We start from the raw sequence: 22267 nt of genomic DNA, 5'->3' as shown, positions 1-22267 counted from the left end.
GATGGTTAATCAGTGAGTGTTCTGTGGCTCTGCTTGTGCAACGAAGGGCTGAGAGGTGTCACGATTTTCAGCAAAGTAGGTAGCAAAGCGCTCTTCCGCTTGGTCTCCGAATAGGACACGACAAGCTTCTTTCAGCCCCTTAGAGTGGCGCAGCTGTTCATGGTGAACAACCAGTGACACTTTGGCTCTTCGGCGCAGGAAGTCCTCCAGTTGCGTAATCATTTCGTGGTCTCGGGCATGCTCTAGTTCGCAGCGAATATATTCGGTACCTTCAATGAGAATATCGGCTTCCGAAGGATCCTGACGAATTTTTTCCAGCATTTGCATGGCCTGCTCTGCATAACGCCGCCACAGCCGGGAAGAGAGCGGCTCGGTAGACGTCGGTGCGGTCATCGCATCTAGATTCATCCGTTTAGCTTGGTCCATAAACTGCTGTTTAACAGGCTCTGGTGGCTCACCGTACCAGCGATAGTTGATATCGCTGAGATTGACACCTAGGCGGACCACTTCTTCTGCGATTTCATCACCTACATTCAAGCAGTCGGTTAATTTACCGCCAAAAATACTAATGTGGGCGCTATCCGCATTGGTATCGATGACATGTTTACGCGACAGCTGGAGAAAATCGCGATCGTTACCTTGATCCGCTTTGATAGCCAGCGGCCGAACACCACAGCGTGTTGAAATAATATCGTCTTGGGTAAGCGGCTTTTCTAATGTTAGGCGCTTATTGATATTTTCCAATACAAATTCAATATCTTCAGCGGTGACATCCACCTCTGGATGTTCCATATGTGTATCAGTCGTGCCGATGCAGGTGCGATTCCCCATGGGAATAACAAAAAACAGTCGTCCATCGTCGGCAAAAAACGCCAGTACCCGTTTAGTTTCCGTCAATTGCGGAACGATCAGATGAATGCCTTTTGAGTAAAGATGTTGATGGGTGGTTTTCTCGCCGGTAAGTGCGTTGTGCTGGTCTACCCAGGGGCCAGCAGCATTAATCAATACTTTGGAACGGATATTAAACGTGCTGCCATCCATGACATTGCGCGCTTTCGTTACCCAGTGCTGTCCTTCACGTTCAGCACCAAGCGACTCAACATAATTGGCTGCAATCGCCCCATAGTTAAGCGAATGGCGAACAAAGTTAAATACAAATCGGGCATCGTTATCGTGTAAGTAGGCATCTGAGTATTCAAACCCACCGACTGAGCCTTCGATATCAATGATGGGTTCTTCTTGCTTAATGTTCTTGGGAGATAGTAAGCGGGGCAGCTTAGTAAACCCGTTTCCCATCAGCCAGTAGAGCCAGGTGCCTGCCCACAAATACCAGGGTGAATGGCGGAAACCTTTGCTGATGGTAGTAAGAAAGCGAATTTCCTGAACGGTAGATGGGTAACTTTTAATCAAGTGATTACGGCTTTTGCACAACTTGCGTACTAATGCGAAATCCTTGCTTTCCATATACTTAATGCCTCCCCAAACTAAGTTGGAGGAGTGCATACTGGTGCTTCCTGCAAAATCACCGCGGTCTATTAAGGCGACTTTAGCGCCTTTGCCTGCAAGCGCGGCTGCAGTTGCTGCGCCGTTAATGCCGCCACCGATGATTAGTGCGTCAAAGTCGTCAGTGTGCAATTTCTCGATATTCCGGTTACGCAGTTTCATAGCGGTTCCAATTAACAAAGAAAAAGCCCCGTGTTTAGGTAGCGGTTTCAACATGACAACAAAGCAATAAGCCTATGTAGACCAGCGAGCCTTGCTGTTATCTGCTCGCCGCTGATGAAACCTAGTTTTTGAGCCTTAACAGGGCGGGCCGAAGCCCGCCCCAACTGGATTAGCGGGTACCCGCTTCCATCCAGGCTTCCATCATTTCATCGTAAGGAACGGTCGTTCCTTGCGGCATTTCATCATCAAGCTTTTGCTTAGGAGAGCCTTCTTGATCCAGCCAGTATTGCGGGTCGCGCTCTTCGTTAAGCGCTGGGGCGTAGCTATCGAAGACGTTTGCGCGAGCTAAGCGGTACATGGTGTTATCCATATCTGCCGCCAGCTTATCCAAGCCCTCTTGAGGGGTAACTTCGCCACTCATTACCGGTGCTAGGTTTTGCCACCATAGCGGAGCCATACGCGGATAATCGGGTACGTTGGTGCCGGTAGGCGTCCAGTTGGATTCGTTGGGGCTACGGTAGAACTCAACCAAACCACCAAGCTTGGGTGCCATTTCGGTCATCTGCTCAGAGAAAATGTCAGATTCACGAATCGGCGTTAGGCCAGCCATCAGTTTTTCAAGAGAGGTAGTTTTAGCTACCGTAAACTGGGCAAATAGCCAAGCAGCGGTTCGACGGTCTTCGGGTGTGGAGTCAAAGAACGTCCATGCACCTACATCCTGATAACCCACTTTCATGCCTTCTTCCCAGTAAGGGCCGGTAGGGGAAGGTGCCATGCGCCAAAGTGGGTTGCCTTCATCGTCGGTCACTGCTACAGCAGGATCGGTCATGTCTGCTGTAAAGGCGGTGTACCAGAAAATTTGCTGAGCAATATGACCTTGAGCAGGCACAGGACCCGCTTCACCAAAGGTCATGCCCTGTGCTTCAGGCGGTGCGAAGTCACGTAGCCAATCAACGGCTTTTTGCATGGCAAAGACAGACGCTGGCGAGTTGGTTGCACCGCCACGACTAACGCTGGCACCTACCGGCTGGCTATCTTCGTTAACGCGAATACCCCAGTCATCGACTGGATTACCTGATGGTACGCCCGGGCTACCCATACCGGCCATTGAGAGCCAGGAGTCGTGGAAGCGCCAGCCAAGCGACGGATCACGACGGCCGTAGTCCATGTGGCCATAGACGGTAGTGCCGTCGATTTCACCAACATGTTCGGTAAAGAACTCGGCAATATCTTGATAAGCCGTCCAGTTGGTGGGTACCCCAAGATCATAGCCATAGATTTCACGGAACTGATCTTGCAGGTCTTCGCGCTGGAACCAGTCATAACGGAACCAGTAAAGGTTGGCGAACTGCTGAGTGGGTAGTTGGTATAGACTGCCATCGGGGCCGGTGCCGTACTGCAAGCCAATGAAGTCGTCTAGGTCCAGCGTTGGAAGTGTGTAGTCAGCCCATTCGTTTTCCATCGCCTCGGTGAGGTTGATGGTGGTGCCGTAACGAATGTGCGTGCCGATAGCGTCGGTGTCATTAACAAAACCGTCGTAGATGCTGTTACCTGATTGCATCTGATTTTGCATCGTATCAACGACGTCGCCTTCGCCGATAATATTGTGAGTAAGGTTGATACCGGTTAACTCACTGAATGCTTCTGCCAGTACTTCACTTTCATAGACGTGAGTGGTCAAGCCTTCTGCGACAGTTTGAATATCCATACCGCGGAAAGGCTCAGCAGCTTTTGCAAACCAAAGAAGCTCTTCGATTTGCTCTTCACGACTCAATGTAGAGTTTTGGAAGTGTTCGTCGACCAAGCGCTCCGCGATTGCCCGCGCATCGTGATCGTCTGCCATCAGTGTCCCCGATGCGAGCATGAGGCTGGCGGCGAGGGTAGTAAGTTTGAACTTGTTGTTGCGCATGTTGACCTCGTTTTGTTGTGCTCTTCCCTGATATCTTGAGCGTCCTTGATACTGCCGTACTTAACGCCAGGGTTTTCCTGGAATTGCTGATTGGCTAACCCCAGCGCATTAACACCAGCAGCCATACCGCTGAAAGTGCTAGTGCAATCCAAATTGAAAGCGACGTGAACCCAATGAAGCCCAAGTGAATAAACGCGGCAGACAGCAAGCCGATAAACAGCCGATCACCGCGGGTGGTGCTAATGGGTAAAAATCCCTTTCTTTCAATGCTTGGCGAGCGTAGTTCCCAGATCGTCATGCCAGCTAGCATGGCCGCAATGGAAGAAAAGAAAATAGCCGTCGGTAAAGTCCATACCATCCAGGACATAAGGTTTCCTCCTACTCAGGTGCGGCCCAGGGCAAAGCCCTTGGCGATATGGTTGCGTACGAAGTAAACCACCAGAATGCCGGGAACAATGGTCAACATACCGGCGGCAGCAAGGGTGCCCCAGTCGATACCTGATGCCGTCGAGGTTCTGGTCATGATCATGCCGATTGGCTGAGCGTCTGTAGACGTCAGTGTGCGTGCCAGCAGCAGTTCAACCCAGGAAAACATGAACAGGAAGAAAAGCACCACACCAATGCCAGAACTGATCATGGGAATGAAGATCTTGATGAAGAACTTGGGAAAGCTGTAGCCGTCGATATAGGCGGTTTCGTCGATTTCTTTAGGCACGCTGCTCATAAAGCCTTCCAGAATCCAGATGGCCAGCGGAATATTGAATAGGCAGTGAGCTAGCGCTACGGCGATGTGCGTATCGAATAAGCCGACCGAGTAATAAAGCTGGAAGTAGGGCAGCAAAAATACTGCGGGTGGCGCCATCAAGTTGGTTAATAGCCAGAAGAACAGGTGCTTATCACCGATGAACTTGTAACGGCTGAAGGCATAGGCGGCCGGAAGTGCCACTAACATGGTGATGACCATATTCATCACCACATACATGATGGAGTTGACGTACCCCATGTACCAGCTTGGGTTAGTGAAGATGCCGATGTAGTTGTCAAAGGTCAGGTTTTGCGGCCACAGCGTCATCGACCCGAGGATCTCGCTGTTAGTCTGCAGCGACATATTGAGCAGCCAATAAAGGGGCAGTATCAGCAGCACGATATAGGTGCCAAGCAGAAGCCGCTTTCTCAGCCGAGAGCGTGAGTGGCGCTTGCGTCGCTCAGCTGCTGGCACCTTACTGAAAATAGTGTTGTATTTTTCACCCTGCTGGGTATTTTCAAGTTGGTAAGACATCTTACACGCCTCCCTGTGAATTCTTGTCTTTCTGCAGATGCATGATGGTGGTATAGAACACCCAGCTGACTAACAGAATGACGAGGAAGTAGATGATCGAGAAGGCGGCGGAAGGCCCCAGATCCTGCTGGCCGATAGCCATGGTGGCAAGCGATTGGGTTAGGAACGTGGTTGAACTACCAGGTCCACCTCCGGTTAACACAAAGGGCTCGGCGTAGATCATGAAGGAGTGCATGAAGCGCAGCAGTACGGCGATGACCAGAACGTTAGTTAGCTTCGGTAGCTGAATATAGCGAAACACTGCCCACTTAGAAGCACGGTCAATCCTTGCCGCTTGATAGTAGGCTTCAGGAATAGAGCGCAGCCCGCTATAGCAGAGCATTGCGACAAGCGGCGTCCAGTGCCAAACATCCATTAAAATAATGGTCGCCCAGGCGTCACCAGCATTACGGGTAATATTGTAATTAATGCCTAGCTCGCGCAGCCCCCAGCCCATTAGCCCAATATCGCTACGGGTAAAGATTTGCCAGATACTGCCAACGACGTTCCAAGGAATTAGCAGGGGCAGGGTAATCAGAATTAGTACGGCGGACGCCTGCCAGCCCTGTTTTGGCATAATCAGCGCTATTCCTATTCCCAGTGGGATCTGGATAGCCAGAATGATCAATGAAAACAGTATCTGCCGACCAAATGCAGCTTGCAGCGCTGAATCGTTGAGCATAGTGCGAAACCACTCGGTGCCGGTAAAGAAGCTAGCGTTGGGGCCTAGCACGTCCTGTACCGAGTAGTTGACCACTGTCATCAAGGGGATAATGGCGGAAAACGCCACGAGCACTAACATTGGTAGAACTAATAGCCAAGCGCGGTTGTTATAGACTTTATTATTCATGAGGTAACCTCCACCCGGTATTCGTCCACAAACAGCCCTAACTGATCATGGTCAAAGGTGAGATAAATATCGTCTCCGAATTCAGGGTGACCTTCCGGCAAGCGTGCCTTGAACGCCTGACCACCCAACTCAAAGGTAACAATTGAGTAGGTGCCTAGATCTTGGACTTGCCGTTTACGAGCGGGCAGGGCACCTTCACGTTTGCTGGCATGCACGGTTACAAACTCGGGGCGAATGCCGATTTTTATATTCGAACTTTTGGTATTGGCAATGGCGTCAACAAACGCCTGCGGTATGGGGAGCGGTATATCAGCAAAGATGACTTCCCCCGCATGGTGGTGTACATCCAGAATGTTCATACCGGGGCTGCCAATAAAGTAGCCAACAAAGGTATGCGCAGGGGTTTCAAAGAGTTCTTGAGGAGTGCCGAACTGAACCACCTGACCTTCATACATCACAGCGATTTTGTCGGCAAAAGTTGCCGCTTCCAGCTGGTCATGGGTGACGTAAATCATGGTGATATTGAAGCGCTGGTGTATCTCCTTCAGCTTACGGCGTAATTTCCACTTGAGCTGAGGGTCGATAACCGTTAACGGCTCGTCAAATAGAATTGCCGAGACATCATCGCGCACCAAGCCGCGACCCATTGAAACCTTCTGCTTCTCATCGGCGGTCAGCCCTTTGGCTTTACGCTTGAGCAGTGGGGTTAACTCCAGAATCTCGGCGACTTCCTCTACCTTTGGCGTGATGCGGTGACCTGGAATGTTGATGTTACGCAATGGAAAGGCGAGGTTATCAAACACCGTCATGGTGTCGTAGATCACCGGGAACTGAAAAACCTGAGCGATATTACGTTCCTCAGGCGGCAACTCGTTAACTCGCTGGCCATCAAACAGCACATCCCCTTCGGAAGGTTCGAGCAGCCCGGAAATAATGTTCAGCAGGGTGGATTTGCCACACCCCGATGGCCCCAGCAGGGCATAAGCGCCGCCTTGGTGCCAGATATGTTCCATCTGGCGAATCGCGTAATCTTCAGGTGATGTCGGGTTAGCGCTATAAGTATGCGCGAGAGCCTTTAGTATGATCTCAGCCATGTTGATGCACTCCCCGTGTTTCCGGCGTATGAACAATAGAACCCTGCTGATCGAAGACAAACAGCTTGTGGGTAGGGAAGTAGATCTTTATGCGCTGATTGACTTTAGGTGTATGAATACCAAGCAAATGGAGTACTAAAGAAAATAGGTTGTGCCGCACGTGGAGGAAGGTTTCCGAACCGCTGATTTCAGCCACTTCAACTTCAACTTCAAGCTCTAGATCATCTGCTGCATTAGGCTGTAGGCTGACATGAGAGGCACGGACTCCAAATCGGTATGCTCCCGCGGGTAGGTTACGTAGCGCGACATCGCAGGGGAAATGGATATCCTGGTCGAAGGTGATTTCATTGGCAGTAAGATGCCCAGGCACAATATTGATAGGCGGTTCTGAAAACATCTCAGCGCTTAGGATGCCGTTAGGCTCGCGATAAATTTGCTCGGTTGGGCCATATTGCAGCAGCTTGCCTTCATGCAATACGGCAGTGTTGCCGCCTAACGCTAGCGCTTCGTTGGGCTCGGTGGTGGCATAAACGGCAATGCAGTTTCGCGCCTTGAATAGCCCGCGAAGTTCATCGCGCAACGCTTCACGCAGTTTATAGTCAAGATTGACCAACGGTTCATCAAACAGGATCAGGTCCGCATCCTTAACCAAAGCGCGGCCCATGGCGGTACGCTGCTGTTGCCCACCAGAAAGCTCAAGCGGCAAGCGGTCCAGCAAGTGGTCAATCCCCAGCATGGCGGCAGTTTCACGCACACGCTTGTCGATTTCCTGCTTGGATGCCTTAGCCAGTTTAAGTGGTGACGCTATATTGTCGTAAACGTTAAGGCTTGGGTAATTGATGAATTGCTGATACACCATGGAGACATTGCGCTTGCGGACGGATACGCCCGTGACATCCTTGCCATCCATGTAGATTCGCCCCCGGGTAGGTTGCTCCAAACCCGCCATTAATCGCATGAGCGTTGTTTTACCTGCCAGGGTTCGCCCTAGCAGCACATTGAAAGAACCCGGCTCCAGCTCGAGGTCCACCCCACTGATATGGGATTCACCACCGACGATGTGGTCGATATTTTGCAGATGTAAGGACATGCCGATCTCGCTAACGTCATTGTTATAGATAAATGTTATTGGTAGAGGTCTTGCGTTGATCGCTATTGATGAAAGTGAAGCAATACTCGCTTATTCGAGATGTTAGCCTTGGCTGTTTGCACTTTATTGTCAGCCAACTATCAAGCGGACTTCCATTTACTTTATTTTCAATAACGAAAGGCTAGTTGATCATTTGCGAACTTGCAACGACTTTTGTAGCTGTTTGTATTCGCTTTTAGGCGTATATCGCTGCTGCTCCGGCGGTGGGGGAGTGCTGGATGCCGGTTGTTTTGGTGAGAAATTGGCATTAAAACGAGGTGTTTAGAGAAGGAAAGCAGCCGCTGAGTGAGATAAGCGAATGTTCGTTTGTTTCGTTTTTGAAAATATACGTAAAAAAACCGGCCTGGAGAGGCCGGTTAGGATCGCTAGTTAAAGCGAGAAAGGACTACTTAACGCTGGTTTCTGCTTGCTGCGGCGTGGCCACAGGCGCTGCATTGTGATTAATCAACGTCGATTTATCATTAGCAAACGCGTCATAGGCGAAATCATCAACCGTCAGCATCTCGAGTACTTCCGCCTCGAAAGTGCGCATAAACTGTGCGTCGTCTTCTTTGATAATCCCTTTGTCCAGTGCGGCTTCAATGCGTGCTTCAGGGTGTAGTGCCGTTTGTGGCAGCTCACCTTTGGCATAGGCTTTGTTCACCGTACGGTAGAGGGTTTCGGCACGGTCATAATCCACCAGCAGCGCGTTGTAGCGCGCAAGCGGGTTAGACTCTGCGCCATCATCTTTATCCCATGTATTGGAAAGTAGCTTGCTGCGCAGGGCGCTATGTGTGGATACGCGCTGTGCGATATCGCGAGCCAAGTCGTCATGCGGTTTATTCCAGCGGCGGCCGGTCGGCATTATGATAACTTTCAATGCCTTGCCTAACGCGCGGTTCGGTAGGTTATCGAAAATTTCAACGAACGCCTGTTCGGCACGGTTTAGCAAGAACCGCAGGCTATAGTGTAGCAGCGCTTCTTCACCCTCTACTTGGTCACCGGTGTGCCACTGCTTCAGTACCATGGAAGCTAGATACAGATTAGACAGAACATCACCCAAGCGTGCTGACAGCATTTCGCGCTTCTTGAGTTCAGAGCCAAGGCTGGCCATGGCGGCGTCGGCACATAGGCCAAAGCCTGCTGAAATGCGTGCAATATCCTGGGCGTAGGTAGCCGCAGGGCCACTAAAAGGTACATTTGCTTTGCCCAAGCCAAACCCAAGCGTAAAGGCACGAGCAGCATTGCCGAAAATCAGCCCTGCGTGACCAAAGAAGGCTTTGTCGAAGGCTTTAACGTCGTTGGCGTCTTTAGCGGCTAGCTCGTCCAGTACATAGGGATGGCAGCGAATCGCACCTTGACCAAAGATCATCAGGTTGCGGGTCATAATGTTGGCGCCTTCCACGGTAATTGCCACCGGGTTAGCACTGTAGCCAATGCCTAGGTAGTTGCGTGGGCCAAGGGTAACGGCTTTACCACCGTGAACATCCATTGCGTCACTAAGCAGCACGCGCTGGAACTCGGTCAATTGGCTCTTCAAGATGGCTGAAGGAACGGCGGGTTTTTCGCCATGATCGATCAGGTTGGCGGTTTGATAAACCGTAGCAGCAGAGATGTAAGCCAGCGAGGCCATGCGTGCTAACGGTTCCTGTACGCCTTCCATTTCAGCGACGGGTACGTTGAACTGACGACGTACGCGGGTAAAACCACCGCTCCAGCCTAGCGCGTAGCGGGCGGTGCCGGTCGCACCAGAAGGTAAGGTAATGCAGCGACCAATCGAGAGGCACTCGACCAGCATGCGCCAGCCTTGGCCGATCATGTCTGGGCCACCAATAATGGTATCCAGCGGCACAAACACGTCGTTACCTTTAATCGGGCCGTTCATAAACGGGCTGCCGATAGGGTGGTGACGGCGGCCGATGTCCATACCCTGAGTATCCCGGGGAATGAGTGCAAGGGTAATACCGCGGTCTTCTTCGTCACCGAGCAATTTTTCTGGATCGAAAAGACGGAAGGCTAGGCCTACCACGGTGGCGATGGGAGCCAGGGTAATCCAGCGTTTTTCGAAGTTAAGGCGTAAGCCAAGCACTTCTTCGCCATTGATAACTTGCTTGCAGACAACGCCTGTATCCGGTAACGACGTGGCATCAGAGCCAGCACGCGGGCCGGTTAGGCCGAAGCAGGGGATTTCGCGGCCATCAGCAAGACGCGGCAAGTAGTGATCTTTCTGTTGTTGAGTGCCGTATTTAAGCAGCAGTTCGCCCGGGCCGAGTGAGTTCGGTACGCCAACGGTGACCATCAGCGTCTCATTAGCGGAGAGCTTCTGCAGCACCATGGACTGTGCCTTAGCTGAGAATCCGAGGCCGCCGTATTCCTTCGGAATAATCATGCCGAAGAAGCCTTCTTTCTTTAGATAATCCCACAGTTGTTGGGGGAGGTCAGCGCGTTCTTGGGCGATATCCCAGGCGTTACACATGCCAGCTGCTTTCGCACACTGATTATCCAGAAACGCTTGTTCTGCCTCGCTCAGGCCGTCGTCTTTATAGTTAAGTAACGACTCCCATTGAGGTTTGCCAGAGAAGAGCTCGCCATCCCAGGAGACGCTGCCCGCTTCTAATGCCGTGCGCTCCGTATCGGACACTTTCGGCGCTACCTTTTTGAAGGTGGCGAAAATGCGCGGCGTCAGCCACTTGCTGCGCAATGCTGGTAGACCAGCAATTGCAACGGCGGCAGCCGCAATCAATAGCAGCGTGCCAATAACGCTTGCGCCAAGCACTAAGCCTACTAAGCCCAGTACGCCAAGCAGGGCGAGTGCTGGCGTAGCGCCTGCTTCGCGGCGCATCACCACGAGCAAGCCTGCAACGGCAAGCACAATGAGTAGTAAGGTGAGCATGGATGTTTCTCCGTGGGTGGTTAATTGTGGACGTATTTAAACGTATGTTTGAATATTGTCAGAGTCACCTATATCAGTGCAAGCATTTCACTCTTATACATTCGCTATAGTCTCTTTACTGTAGCGTAAATAGGCCATAAAAAAACGCCATGGCGAGTGGCCATGGCGTTGAGCGTGTTGCATGCAGGTGTGAGTGAGCTACGAAGCCTGTTTGGCGGGTGCGCCGTGAGCGACGTAATAATCCACGTTGGCGCGTGGCAAAGGTTCACGTCCACGGATGCAGTCAGCAATTTTCTCCGCCAGCATAATAGTAGGCGCGTTTAGGTTGCCGGTAGGGATCACCGGGAACAGCGAAGCATCGACAACGCGCAGGCCTTCGAGCCCATGTACGCGGCCTTGGCTATCGGTCACTGCCATCTCACCTTCGCCCATGCGGCAACTGCCACACGGGTGATAAGCCGTTTCAGCGTGTTGCTTGACGAAGTTATCGAGTTCTTCATCGCTTTGTACGCTAGGGCCGGGGGAAATTTCACGGCCACGGTACTTATCAAACGCTGGTTGCGCGATGATGTCGCGGGTTAAGCGAATCGCATCGCGGAACTCTTGCCAATCTTTCTCTTTGGCCATGTAGTTAAACAAGATGCTGGGTGCCGCGTGTGGGTCTTTCGAGGTTAAGCGAATTCGTCCACGGCTTTCCGAGCGCATCGAGCCAACGTGGGCCTGGAAGCCATGTGCCTGAACAGCGCTTTTACCGTTGTAACTGATCGCGATGGGCAGGAAGTGGTACTGCAGGTTTGGCCACTCTTCCTCATCATTGCTACGAATAAAACCGCAGGATTCAAACTGGTTGCTGGCGCCAACGCCAGTACCTTTAAATAACCACTCGGCACCAATTTTTGGCTGGTTGTACCATTTCAGCGCCGGATACAGCGAAATAGGCTCTTTGCATTCGTACTGAATGTACATCTCAAGGTGGTCCTGGAGATTTTCGCCTACGCCGGGTAGCTCATGGACGACTGAAATGCCTAATTCCCGAAGCCATTCGGGGTTGCCTACGCCAGAGCGCTGAAGAATCTGTGGTGAGGCAATGGCACCGCCACACAGCAGTACTTCCCGGCGAGCGTGGGCCTTGCGTGGCTGACCTTTTTGCTCGTAACGCACGCCAACGGCACGTTTGCCATCAAATTCAATCACATCAGTGACTGCGTGGGTTTCAATGGTCAGGTTACTGCGCTGCTTGGCAGTGTCCAGGTAGCCGCGTGCAGTCGATGCACGGCGCCCCTTGGGCGTGACGAAACGGTCCATAGGGCCAAAGCCCTCTTGCTGGTAGCCGTTAACATCCTCGGTTTCTGGATAGCCCGCTTGCTTCCCCGCTTCGATAAACGTGCGGTAAAGCGGATTATTGCCAGCTTTCGGCGTGGTCACGCTGACCGGGCCGTCGCCGCCGTGGTAATCATTAGGGCCAATGTCGCGGGTTTCGCACTTTTTGAAATAGGGCAGGCAACTGAGGTAATCCCACTCTTCCAAGCCGGGTTGCTTGGCCCAGTTATCGTAATCCAGGGCGTTGCCGCGGATATAGCACATGCCATTGATCAGTGAAGAGCCGCCCAGGCCTTTGCCTCGGCCACACTCCATACGGCGGCCATCCATATAGGGTTCGGGATCGGTTTCAAATGCCCAGTTGTAGCGTTTGCCTTGTAGCGGGTAGGCCAGTGCGGCAGGCATTTGGGTGCGAAAATCGAAACGGTAATCGGGGCCGCCTGCTTCAAGCAGCAAAACGCTGACGTCACTGTCTTCGGTGAGGCGGGTAGCTAGTACATTGCCGGCCGAGCCTGCACCGATAATGATGTAATCAAATTCGCGTGATTGAGACATGCTTTTACCTTGGAGGAGCCGAATGATGGGTAATGAGCCGGTAGGCATAAAAGAGATACTTCTCTTCGATATACCTACCGGGAGCGTCCATTACTTCGCTTAGAACACCGACCCAAACGGCCCCATCTCGATCTGTACTGACTTGGTCTGGGTGTAGTGATTGAGCGTCTCGACGCCGTTCTCACGGCCAATGCCCGACTCTTTGTAACCACCTACAGGCATCTCAGAAGGAGACTCGCCCCAAGTGTTGATCCAGCAAATGCCGGCTTCCAACTGGTGAATAACTCGGTGAGCACGGTTTAAGCTTTCGCTAAACACACCCGCTGCTAGACCGTATTTGGTGTCATTAGCGCGACGAATAACGTCATCTTCGCCTTCAAAGGCGAGTACGGACATTACTGGGCCAAAAATCTCTTCTTTTACGACGCGCATATCGTCAGTGCAATCGGTGAAAATGGTGGGCGCAGCCCAAGCGCCATTCGCCCAGTCACCGCTATTCCACTCATCGCCACCTGCCAATACTCGCGCGCCTTGCTCTTTGCCCAGGGCAATATAGGAAAGCACTTTTTGCTGATGTTCAAAGCTTACTAGCGGGCCGAAGTTAACGCTTGGGTCCATCGGGTTACCCGCTTTGATACGCTGAACGCGTTCAACCAGCTTCGCCTCAAAGGCGTCTTTGACGCTGCGCTCCACGAACACGCGAGTGCCGTTAGTGCAAATCTGGCCGCTGGAGTAGAAGTTGGCCATCATGGCGGCATCGGCAGCACGATCTAAATCAGCATCGGCAAACACGATCAGCGGAGACTTACCACCTAGTTCCATAGTGACGTCTTTCAGCGTAGAGCCACCCGCAGCGGCCATCACTTTTTTGCCCGTGCCGACTTCGCCAGTAAACGATACCTTGGCGATACCTGGGTGCTCAGTCAGCATCGCGCCAACGCGGCCATCGCCTTGAACGACATTGAAAACACCGTTAGGCAGGCCTGCTTCAGTGAAAATTTCAGCCAGCTTGATAGCGGTTAGCGGCGTTACTTCACTGGGCTTGAAGACAATGGCGTTGCCCGCCGCCAGCGCAGGTGCGGCTTTCCAGCAGGCAATTTGAATGGGGTAGTTCCAGGCTCCAATGGCGCCAATGACGCCGAGTGGCTCGCGACGGGTATACACAAAGGAGCTATCACGTAGCGGAATCTGGCTGCCTTCTATAGCGGGGGCAAGGCCTGCGTAGTACTCCAAAGCATCGGCACCCGTCACAATATCGACACTGGCGGTTTCACTAATAGGCTTGCCGGTATTTTGAGTTTCCAACTCGGCAAGCTCATCGTTTCGTTCTCTTAACAGTGCAACAGCGCGCAGCAGAACACGTGAGCGCTCCATGCCCGTCATCGAAGCCCATTGACGCTGCCCGCGTTGGGCGGCTTCTACAGCGCTATCAACATCAGCTTGGCTTGCCTGACCAATCGTGGCAAGCAGGCTGCCATCGTAGGGGTTTGAAACGGTAAATGTCTCGCCTGAAGTGGCGTCTACCGGACGACCATCAATATAAAGTGGCTGAATATCTTGAGCGGCCATGTTGGTCTCCTTACTGTGTGTCTGCAGTGGATGCACGTTGCTGGCATCCATGATGAATAAGCAATTGGTCGAGATAGGTGTGCGCAAGATGTCGCGCTTCAGCGGCATCGAGCCCTTCTGGTGTAAGTGCACCACGCAGCCATAGACCATCAATCATCGCGGCTAGGCCACGGGCGGCATTGCGAGCGTCTGCGCGGGGCATGACGCGCTGGAATTGATGACATAAATTGGCATACAAACGGCGATCGTTGACATTCTGAAGCCGCTGAAGCACAGGCTTATGCATGCTGCTAGCCCAAAAGGCGAGCCATGTTTTGGCGGCAGGACCGGTCACCTGGGTGCGATCAAAGTTACCTTCGATGATGGCGCCAATATGGGCACGGGGGGAGTCGTCTTCTAACGCACGGCGGCGTGCTGCAACGGCGTCACTAAGATCGGTTAAGATCTGCCGCATCGTTGCTTCCAGCAGGCCATCCTTGCCGCCAAAGTAGTGACTAATAATGCCCGCCGAAACACCAGCATGACGGGCAATTCGCATGACGGTTGCTTCTGCTAAACCAACTTCGTCAATGGCCGCCATGGTAGCCTTAATTAACTGCTGGCGGCGTATCGGTTCCATTCCCACCTTAGGCACAGCTATCTCCTACTGACGTTGAATGCCCATTGGCTCCTGTCCTTGAAAACCAGGAGTAGGCATGATTACCTGACCATGATGACATTTTTTTATTGAACGTTCAATCAATAAAAGCCTGCGTTGTTTTCTCGTCTCTACGACTGTTACGTATAGGGCGTGTTCATATAAAACCGATAATGGGGAAGATCAATATGAAACGGACATACACACGAAGCCTAAGTACATTATTACTGACTGCCTGTTTACCGGCAGCTGCCTATGCTAATGAGTGTAGTAGTGTTCGCTTTGCAGAAGTGGGTTGGACTGATATTACAGCAACGACAGCATTGGCTAGTGAAGTACTGGAAGCACTTGGTTATGAAACGCGAGTCGATACTGTCTCGGTGCCGATTGCTTATGCGGGCATGGGTAATAATGATTTTGACGTCTTTTTAGGCAACTGGATGCCGTCGATGGCCTCTATCAGCGACCCCTATGTGGAGCGTGGCGAGGTTGAGCGCTTAGTGGTCAACCTTGAGGGAGCTAAGTACACCCTGGCAGTGCCCCAATATGTCTATGATGCGGGTGTGACCTCCGTTAATGATCTGGCAGAGCATGCTGATCAGTTTGAGCAGCGTTTACACGGCATTGAAGCTGGCAATGATGGTAACGAGCTGATTGAGCAAATGATTGATGATAACGCCTATGGGCTAGGTGATTGGCAAGTCGTCGATTCGAGCGAGGCGGGTATGCTGGCTGAGCTTCGCGCGAGGGTGCCCAATGAAAAATGGATGGTGTTTTTAGGCTGGGAACCGCATCCAATGAACACTAATTTTGATATGGCGTATTTATCTGATGCTGGCGACTATTTTGGCCCTAACCTGGGGGGCGCAACCGTACATACCAATACTCGTGCGGGGTTTGTTGAAGCGTGCCCTAATGTCGGTGAATTGCTAAAAAATATGACATTCACCCTGGAAATGGAAAACCAACTGATGAGTGCCATTATGGACGATGGGGTAGACCCGCGAGAGGCAGCACGCAGTTACCTCAATGAAAACGATGATGTGCTAGCAGCATGGCTCGAAGGGGTGACTACTCGAACTGGCGAAGAAGCACTGCCAGCAGTCCAAGCAGCTTTATAAGCACACTATGCACTTAACAGGGTAGTTGAATGAAAGGCAGGTCGTTTTTGGCTTGCCTTTCATAGTTAAGATAGGCATAATCTGCACCCGTTGATGAGGGAAAGGCTACGTAGCTCAGCTGGTTAGAGCACATCACTCATAATGATGGGGTCCCCTGTTCAAATCAGGGCGTAGCCACCACATCAGCATTAGTACACTCACTTAGAAATATCAGAGTGTACCGTTATGGTGGCCCCTTAGGTCCTCCCGCAACGCTAAACTGCAAACCCCGCCAGGCCCGGAAGGGAGCAACGGTAGTGGTGGCTGCGTGTGCCGGGATGTGGCTTTTGGGGCCGCCTCCATTTCTGTCGTTCTCACCTAAATCTAGCATAACTTCTTTTGTAGTAGTTCTACGAAAAGCTGCGATGTTCTGTATTGTTGTAAGCCTCCTCATATCTTCCTTCTAAATAAACCTCGCTGCGTTCGGAACTCTTTTACTACATCTCTTCAATAGGCATCTTCTGCAGCATTGATTCAGCAAGAAGCATCGTAATCCGCGCGTTTCGGCTTTAGTGGCAAACCTGCCAGCCAGCAGGGACGGAAGCTTAGCGCTATTCAATCTGGGGATGACGTCGGCGGCGCTGGGTATTTTCTTTTACTCACTTAGCCGAGGTGATGAGCTTGTACTGGCCCGCACTCTGGTGGTCAATGTCATCGTGGTATTAGAGATTTTTTATCTATTTAACGTGCGTTACCTACACATGAGTTCATTTAACTTGCTTGGCGTGCTGAGGAACTCCACTGTGTTGATAGCGATCACAGTAGTCTTTATTTCTCAACTTGCTTTCACGTATCTGCCGATCATGCATAGTCTATTCGATACTCGGCCACTAGATTTTATGGATGGTTTATTAGTGATTAGCATGGGAATCGCTATGATGTGTGTGCTGGAGACCGAAAAATACCTAGTTCGAAGGGGTGGTTGGTTCGACCATTGAGTAGGGAGAGAATAGTGTGCCGAAGAGTGATCAAATGAAGCCTCAGCGCTTAAAGCGTGACCCTTATCTTCTCTGGCTCTTCTTTGGCTTTGTGTTCATATGGACATGGTTAGCGCTTGGGCCCCATTATCGGTCTGATTGGTTACTTGAGAATATATTGGTGTTTATGGCAGTGCCTGTGTTGGGGTGGATCTGGTATTGGCGGAATATCTCACGTCTAGCGTGGAGTTGTATTTTTCTCTTCCTGGTATTCCATGAAATCGGTGCTCATTACACTTATTCCGAGGTGCCATATGATCTATGGTGGCAAGAACTGTTTGGTTTCTCTTTAGATCATTGCCTTGGCTTCGAGCGTAATCAGTATGATCGATGGGTGCATTTTCTCTATGGTTTATTAATACTGCCACTTGTGGCAGAGCTGATGGAAAGGCTTTTCCCCTTAGATTCCTTTCTGCGATGGCTTATTCCGGTGATGATTATTATGTCCCATTCCTCACTCTATGAACTTATCGAATGGTTTTCAGCAGAAGTATTTGGCGAAGAGTTAGGCCAAGCCTATCTGGGGGCACAGGGAGATATCTGGGATGCTCAAAAAGATATGGCACTGGCACTTATGGGAGCACTATTAGCCTGTGTGGTTTATTTTATGAAACGGCGATTTGAAAAAAACTAATCAATTCAACCATTATTTGCTAACTTAAGTAATCGCAAGTATCGATCATAAAGCTAACACTTACTTGTATATAATACTGCAGTCTTTGCAGCGTGTAGCATAGGGCAGTGCTTTCAGGCGCTCAGGCGCAATTAAACCGCCACATTCCTCGCAGTAATCACCCAGTTGCGCCTCAATACGTGCTAAGGCGAGTTCTATCTGGGTCAGCTCCGACGTAGCTTCATTTTCAAGTTGGTCAACCACTTCGTCGTTCTGAACTTGCGTTGCCTGCTCTTCAAGGTCTTTCTCCAGGGCACCACTGATTCGATGCTGATGCTCTTTGTAGCGCTGCAGCCTCTCTTGAAGTTCTGTCCTTAGGCCTTCTAGTAGGGCCTTTCTGGCTCGTGTACTGTCTTGTATGGCCATATAGCCCCCAGCGGTACAAGTTAGTAATTAATTCATAATAGATCAATTTGGAAACATGGCTCTTGATATTGTTCACTCTTGATGTACATAGCTACCTGGGGCATCCGCGAGAGAGGGGTAGGTCTTAGACCCGACGTTGGGCGATTTAGCAAACGGCCCTGAGCGTTCAGCTAGCCATGCTAGCCACGCAGGCCACCATGAACCAGGCTGGCACAATCAGCAAAGGCATCGAGTGAACCTTATCAGTGGCAGGTGAGTACTGGATCAGCTCAATCAAATGGTTGAGGTATACGACCTTGCCTGGTGTCACTGCGAGGTCACGCCCAACTACAAAATTTTCGGACCCCTCCGGCTTCTTACCAAGAGTATGATTCTGAATATCTTCCCACCAGTGCTGTATTCCATAGAGTAAGTTTGCACCGCCGTTATTCAAGGTTTTCCTGATGACGACAGGGTTGGTCAGCAGGTAATTTGAAGGCGACAGCACATCAAGCCATTGGCGCGCACCAAACTCAACCGCCTGTTCTTGATGAGGTGATAGCCCACGTAGACCGATTGTAGCGTTATACCACCACTGCTGTTGGAGTAAAAAACTTTGGTAAAGCAAGTTGTAGGGAAGAGTCGCCAAGCAGGGTCTCGAAAACGTCGGTCTTGAGGTAATGGCTCTATACAGGGTTCAGCGTCAGGGTCGAGTGTTGAATGGCTTGCCCAAGAAATTAAGCGTAGCTGTTTTCTCATGGCTTTATGCACAAGGTGAGTCTGAGTCCCAGGCGAAATACCAAGGGTCAAGCCCGCCAACGAAGCACGCACAAGCCTGTCTTGGCTTTCGTGCTGAGTATCGTTGAAAAACATGCGCATGTGGCCTCAAGTGGTATTATTTTTCTAACTATATCTATTTAATTATATTGATTTTAAAAACATTTTTCCATATTTATAGTCAACATTAATCAATAATTTTTTTGAATTTTTAAATAAATTGAGCTATCTCAATTTTATCGCTGTTTAAGGCTTTTTTACTATTTTAAATTGCTTCTCGTCTGAAAAATCAGGCTAGACTTATCTATAAGATGTTCCCTTGACCCACCGCAATAAACTGCTGAAGCCAAATAAAATACAACTACCAATCTTCTTAGTATGAACGGGGTCTTTTATACGGTTCTTTGCTGGAGCTTTCATAAGTGGAATTTAAGGATTACTACCAAGTGTTGGGGGTATCGAAGACTGCGACGGCCGAGGAGATCAAGAAGGCTTACCGTCAGTTGGCGCGTAAGTTTCATCCCGATGTCAGTAAAGAACCCGATGCTGAACAACGCATGCAAGAGGTTAACGAGGCTAAGGCGGTGCTATCCGATCCTGAGAAGCGTCTCGCCTATGACCAGTTGGCACAGCAGTATCGATCGGGGCAGGATTTCCAGCCATCTCCTGAGTGGGATGCGGGCTTTGAATTCAGTGGGCGTGGATTCGAGGAGGCTGATCTCAGTGAGTTCAGTGATTTCTTTGCCAACCTGTTTGGTCAAGGCGGCCGGACTAGGCAAAAGGGACGCAGCTATCAAATGCGTGGCGAAGACCGTCATGCCAAGATTAATGTCGACTTGAAAGATGCTTTCCACGGCGCTAACCGTACGATCATCCTGCAAGTGCCGCAAGTTGATTCTCAGGGGCGTGTGGCCTCTCGGGAGCACACCCTCAGTGTTCAGATACCCAAAGGTATCAAGGCAGGCCAACATATTCGCCTTATAGGGCAGGGCAGCCCTGGCGTTGGAGGGGGCCCATCAGGTGACCTCTATTTAGAGATTCACTTCACGCTAGACTCACAATATCGGGTCGATGGGCGGGATGTGTATCAAACGGTGCCGATAACTCCTTGGGAAGCAGCTTTAGGGGCGAGCATCGAAACGACAACACCTTCAGGAATGGTGAGATTCAAAGTACCAGCTGGATCTCAAACCGGTCGTAAGCTGCGCCTCAAGGGGCGTGGTATTCCAGGGCAGGAGCCGGGTGATCTTTATATGGAACTTGAAGTGGTGCTACCTCCGGCTGATACCGATAAAGCACGAGAATTATATAAAACCATGGCACGTGAATTCGCTTTTGATCCGCGCCAACGAAAGGGAGGCTAGCGCATGGCACAGCAGCATACCGTTAGCGGCGAATTGATTGACGAGGTGACCCTTACGCTTGAAGATCTGGCTCGCGCCTGTTCGGTGAAACCTGATTGGATCATAGAACGCATTGAGAGCGGTTTGTTAGCCGATGGTTCGCACTATGTAGCGAACTGGCGTTTTACCAGCCACGACCTGACCCGTGCTCGACGAATGTGTCAGTTGGAACGTGACTTTGAGGCAGTGCCCGAGCTAGCAGCCCTGGCGGCTGACCTGATAGAGGAGAACCAGCGTTTAAAGAGCAGATTGCGAGCTGCTGGGCTCATTGATGACGCCGATGGCCCTAGCTGACCTTTCCCCTAGACCTAGATTAGTATCACTGGTTTTTTATGCGTGCTCTTTCCAATACTCCTTGCACCCAGTTTCTGCGGCCAAGGGGTTTGGGGGGTTGTCGAATCAAAGGAAGGGGTTCGATGACCCTTTGTTTTTGTTGTTGGATTCGCGCTGGTTTACGTGCAATTAGAAGGAGTCCTGCCATGTACATAGTCTGCTCGTCCTGTGGTACTACCAATCGGATACCCGCCGAACGTCTTTACGATGCACCTATTTGTGGGCGATGCAAAGCTATATTGATGGCCGCCGAGCCTGTTGCCCTTAGCGATGCATTATTACCTAAATTTATCTCAGTTACAGAACTACCTGTGCTCGTTGACTTCTGGGCCACTTGGTGTGGGCCATGTAAGGCGATGGCGCCCCATTTCGCCGCCACCGCCCAACAGATGCCAGAGGTACGGTTTGTCAAAGTGGAAAGCGACGCTGCACCAGAAGCCTGCGCGATCTACAATATCCGTAGTATCCCAACACTGATCTTGTTTTATAAGGGCGTGGAGGTTGCGCGCCTCACTGGTGTAGTGTCTGCAGCTGAGCTTAAAACGTGGATTCAGCAGCAACTGAGTAAAGAAAGAAAGGGTCGTTAATCCTGTAGGGCAGATGAGGACAGTGTTGGAATTGATTTAATATTGCTATGTATCATCAAAATTTGCGAATTGGCCAGCAAGTAATGACTTTCTTTCCACAACTAACACCGTTAAATTTATAAGATTTTCAGTTAACGTTGGTTAATGGACGTCTTGAATGACATAACCTATTTTTATAGAAAATTAACGAAATAGGGTGTCACGTATAGGCGTAAGCTCCATCATTCCTATGTCAATAATTCCTATAGACGCGTCAGCGCGAAACATAGCTACAGCGTGCTACTTATTGAATTTTTCGATTCAGTTTGATGCTGGTTTTATTTTGAGTATTTTGATGCTGCTATATCTTATGGAGCGAAGCCTAGTTTTTTATGTTTTTAAATATTTAAAATTAATTTATATGTTGATTTCTATTTTCTCTTAGACGATTTTTTCTATGTCGCCATCTTCGTTTGGATTAAATCAAGTTTTTGAAATGGTTGTTAATTAATAATTATTGATAAATAAGTTGCAGGGGGTTAAAAGTGTCGATTGATAGCAAGTGTTATATGATGTTAGGTCTATATTGCTGCTATGCTATAAATTGCTCGTTTAAGTTATGGGCTCGCTGGCAGAGGGTATATAGCCGATGTCTTATGAAATCATGCTCAAGCAAATATATGCGCCGATAGAGGCTTGTGACGGTACTCGTGTATTGGCTGATTTATGGCCTGGAAGCCTATCACGTCGTTTGCTTGCTCTAGATGAATGGTACCCGGAGATAGCACCTGCATCTCAACTATGCCGTCAGTATCGTCAGCAAAAAATCAGTAAACCACTCTTTCTTGAGCGATACAGGAGTGAGCTGAAGGCGTGCCCTGATAAGCTACTGCCTTTAATGAGATTCGCACGCGCGGGGCGAGTGACCCTGCTCACTGCCGCTCGTCAAATTGACGATTCCCACCTTTCGGTAATAAAAGAACTGACGCTATTAGCGCTTGCAGAGGAAGACGCAAGTGATCGTGAATTTTGCTCCTCTCCCTGCCTAGCGCACACTTTACCCACTTCCCAGCGTTAGGCCATTTGCTTAACGC

The 22267-nt window shown here is 50.5% G+C and carries 20 protein-coding genes, 1 tRNA gene and 1 other RNA gene; 9 read left to right on the top strand and 13 right to left on the bottom strand.

What is annotated here, in order from left to right; genetic code table 11:
* Positions 1 to 9 precede the first annotated feature (9 nt).
* The 11 genes from K7H08_RS01670 to betI form a co-directional block, all read right to left on the bottom strand.
* Positions 10 to 1665 carry a glycerol-3-phosphate dehydrogenase/oxidase gene (locus K7H08_RS01670; RefSeq protein WP_231657045.1) on the bottom strand — a complete coding sequence of 552 codons (1656 nt, stop codon included), beginning with the start codon at positions 1663 to 1665 and terminating at the stop codon, positions 10 to 12.
* A 169-nt stretch (positions 1666 to 1834) separates the two neighbouring features.
* Positions 1835 to 3574 (bottom strand): ABC transporter substrate-binding protein, encoded by a 1740-nt coding sequence (locus tag K7H08_RS01665; protein WP_231657044.1) that lies wholly within the window; start codon positions 3572 to 3574, stop codon positions 1835 to 1837.
* A gap of 94 nt (positions 3575 to 3668) precedes the next feature.
* Complete coding sequence (locus K7H08_RS01660; RefSeq protein WP_038484947.1) at positions 3669 to 3941, bottom strand: DUF2160 domain-containing protein; 273 nt, start codon at positions 3939 to 3941, stop codon at positions 3669 to 3671.
* Positions 3942 to 3956: 15 nt separating this feature from the next.
* On the bottom strand, positions 3957 to 4853 hold the full coding sequence (locus tag K7H08_RS01655) for a carbohydrate ABC transporter permease (RefSeq protein ID WP_038484944.1): 897 nt from the start codon (positions 4851 to 4853) through the stop codon (positions 3957 to 3959).
* A 1-nt stretch (position 4854) separates the two neighbouring features.
* Positions 4855 to 5742: a carbohydrate ABC transporter permease gene (locus K7H08_RS01650; protein WP_231657043.1), complete on the bottom strand. Its 888-nt coding sequence runs from the start codon at positions 5740 to 5742 to the stop codon at positions 4855 to 4857.
* Positions 5739 to 6836: an ABC transporter ATP-binding protein gene (locus tag K7H08_RS01645; RefSeq protein WP_231657042.1), complete on the bottom strand. Its 1098-nt coding sequence runs from the start codon at positions 6834 to 6836 to the stop codon at positions 5739 to 5741. The genes K7H08_RS01650 and K7H08_RS01645 overlap by 4 nt, the downstream gene beginning before the upstream one ends.
* Positions 6829 to 7926, bottom strand: a complete 1098-nt coding sequence (locus K7H08_RS01640) for an ABC transporter ATP-binding protein (protein ID WP_038484939.1) — start codon at positions 7924 to 7926, stop codon at positions 6829 to 6831. The genes K7H08_RS01645 and K7H08_RS01640 overlap by 8 nt, the downstream gene beginning before the upstream one ends.
* 445 nt (positions 7927 to 8371) lie before the next feature.
* Positions 8372 to 10858 (bottom strand): acyl-CoA dehydrogenase, encoded by a 2487-nt coding sequence (locus K7H08_RS01635; RefSeq protein ID WP_231657041.1) that lies wholly within the window; start codon positions 10856 to 10858, stop codon positions 8372 to 8374.
* 198 nt (positions 10859 to 11056) lie between these two features.
* Positions 11057 to 12733, bottom strand: coding sequence for a choline dehydrogenase (gene betA, locus K7H08_RS01630; RefSeq protein ID WP_231657040.1), 1677 nt, complete (start codon positions 12731 to 12733; stop codon positions 11057 to 11059).
* Between the two features lie 99 nt (positions 12734 to 12832).
* The gene (gene betB / locus K7H08_RS01625) at positions 12833 to 14302 is read right to left on the bottom strand and encodes a betaine-aldehyde dehydrogenase (RefSeq protein ID WP_231657039.1); all 1470 of its coding nucleotides are present in this window, start codon (positions 14300 to 14302) and stop codon (positions 12833 to 12835) included.
* 10 nt (positions 14303 to 14312) lie between these two features.
* Positions 14313 to 14936 carry a transcriptional regulator BetI gene (gene betI, locus K7H08_RS01620; RefSeq protein WP_193059614.1) on the bottom strand — a complete coding sequence of 208 codons (624 nt, stop codon included), beginning with the start codon at positions 14934 to 14936 and terminating at the stop codon, positions 14313 to 14315.
* A gap of 191 nt (positions 14937 to 15127) precedes the next feature.
* Between betI and K7H08_RS01615 the strand changes: the two genes are divergently transcribed.
* The 5 genes from K7H08_RS01615 to K7H08_RS01595 all read left to right on the top strand — a co-directional run bounded on the left by K7H08_RS01615 (position 15128) and on the right by K7H08_RS01595 (position 17710).
* The gene (locus K7H08_RS01615) at positions 15128 to 16060 is read left to right on the top strand and encodes a choline ABC transporter substrate-binding protein (protein WP_231657038.1); all 933 of its coding nucleotides are present in this window, start codon (positions 15128 to 15130) and stop codon (positions 16058 to 16060) included.
* A gap of 103 nt (positions 16061 to 16163) precedes the next feature.
* Positions 16164 to 16240, top strand: a tRNA-Met gene (locus K7H08_RS01610).
* Between the two features lie 55 nt (positions 16241 to 16295).
* Positions 16296 to 16392, top strand: an RNA gene (ffs, locus tag K7H08_RS01605) — signal recognition particle sRNA small type.
* A 219-nt stretch (positions 16393 to 16611) separates the two neighbouring features.
* The gene (locus K7H08_RS01600) at positions 16612 to 17037 is read left to right on the top strand and encodes a cation transporting ATPase C-terminal domain-containing protein (protein WP_231657037.1); all 426 of its coding nucleotides are present in this window, start codon (positions 16612 to 16614) and stop codon (positions 17035 to 17037) included.
* Positions 17038 to 17071: 34 nt separating this feature from the next.
* Positions 17072 to 17710 carry a DUF2238 domain-containing protein gene (locus K7H08_RS01595; RefSeq protein WP_231657036.1) on the top strand — a complete coding sequence of 213 codons (639 nt, stop codon included), beginning with the start codon at positions 17072 to 17074 and terminating at the stop codon, positions 17708 to 17710.
* 60 nt (positions 17711 to 17770) lie between these two features.
* Here K7H08_RS01595 and K7H08_RS01590 read toward each other — a convergent pair whose 3' ends face one another.
* Positions 17771 to 18115: a TraR/DksA family transcriptional regulator gene (locus tag K7H08_RS01590; RefSeq protein WP_198349617.1), complete on the bottom strand. Its 345-nt coding sequence runs from the start codon at positions 18113 to 18115 to the stop codon at positions 17771 to 17773.
* Positions 18116 to 18281: 166 nt separating this feature from the next.
* The gene (locus K7H08_RS01585) at positions 18282 to 18743 is read right to left on the bottom strand and encodes a hypothetical protein (RefSeq protein WP_231657035.1); all 462 of its coding nucleotides are present in this window, start codon (positions 18741 to 18743) and stop codon (positions 18282 to 18284) included.
* A gap of 550 nt (positions 18744 to 19293) precedes the next feature.
* On the opposite strand from K7H08_RS01585, the gene K7H08_RS18450 reads away from it, so the two are divergent.
* The 4 genes from K7H08_RS18450 to K7H08_RS01565 all read left to right on the top strand — a co-directional run bounded on the left by K7H08_RS18450 (position 19294) and on the right by K7H08_RS01565 (position 22251).
* A complete protein-coding gene (locus tag K7H08_RS18450; protein WP_231657034.1) occupies positions 19294 to 20235 on the top strand; it encodes a DnaJ C-terminal domain-containing protein in 942 nt (313 codons plus the stop codon).
* 3 nt (positions 20236 to 20238) lie between these two features.
* Complete coding sequence (locus K7H08_RS01575) at positions 20239 to 20568, top strand: chaperone modulator CbpM (protein ID WP_231657033.1); 330 nt, start codon at positions 20239 to 20241, stop codon at positions 20566 to 20568.
* Between the two features lie 185 nt (positions 20569 to 20753).
* A complete protein-coding gene (trxC, locus tag K7H08_RS01570; protein ID WP_231657032.1) occupies positions 20754 to 21194 on the top strand; it encodes a thioredoxin TrxC in 441 nt (146 codons plus the stop codon).
* A gap of 628 nt (positions 21195 to 21822) precedes the next feature.
* Complete coding sequence (locus K7H08_RS01565) at positions 21823 to 22251, top strand: DUF488 domain-containing protein (RefSeq protein WP_198349621.1); 429 nt, start codon at positions 21823 to 21825, stop codon at positions 22249 to 22251.
* The last annotated feature ends 16 nt before the right edge of the window (positions 22252 to 22267 follow it).

This window comes from Halomonas sp. IOP_6, assembly GCF_021151565.1.
GTDB classification, from domain to species: domain Bacteria; phylum Pseudomonadota; class Gammaproteobacteria; order Pseudomonadales; family Halomonadaceae; genus Vreelandella; species Vreelandella alkaliphila.
The sequence above is the reverse complement of the archived record's forward strand: the minus strand, read 5'-3'. Positions and strand labels throughout refer to the sequence as shown.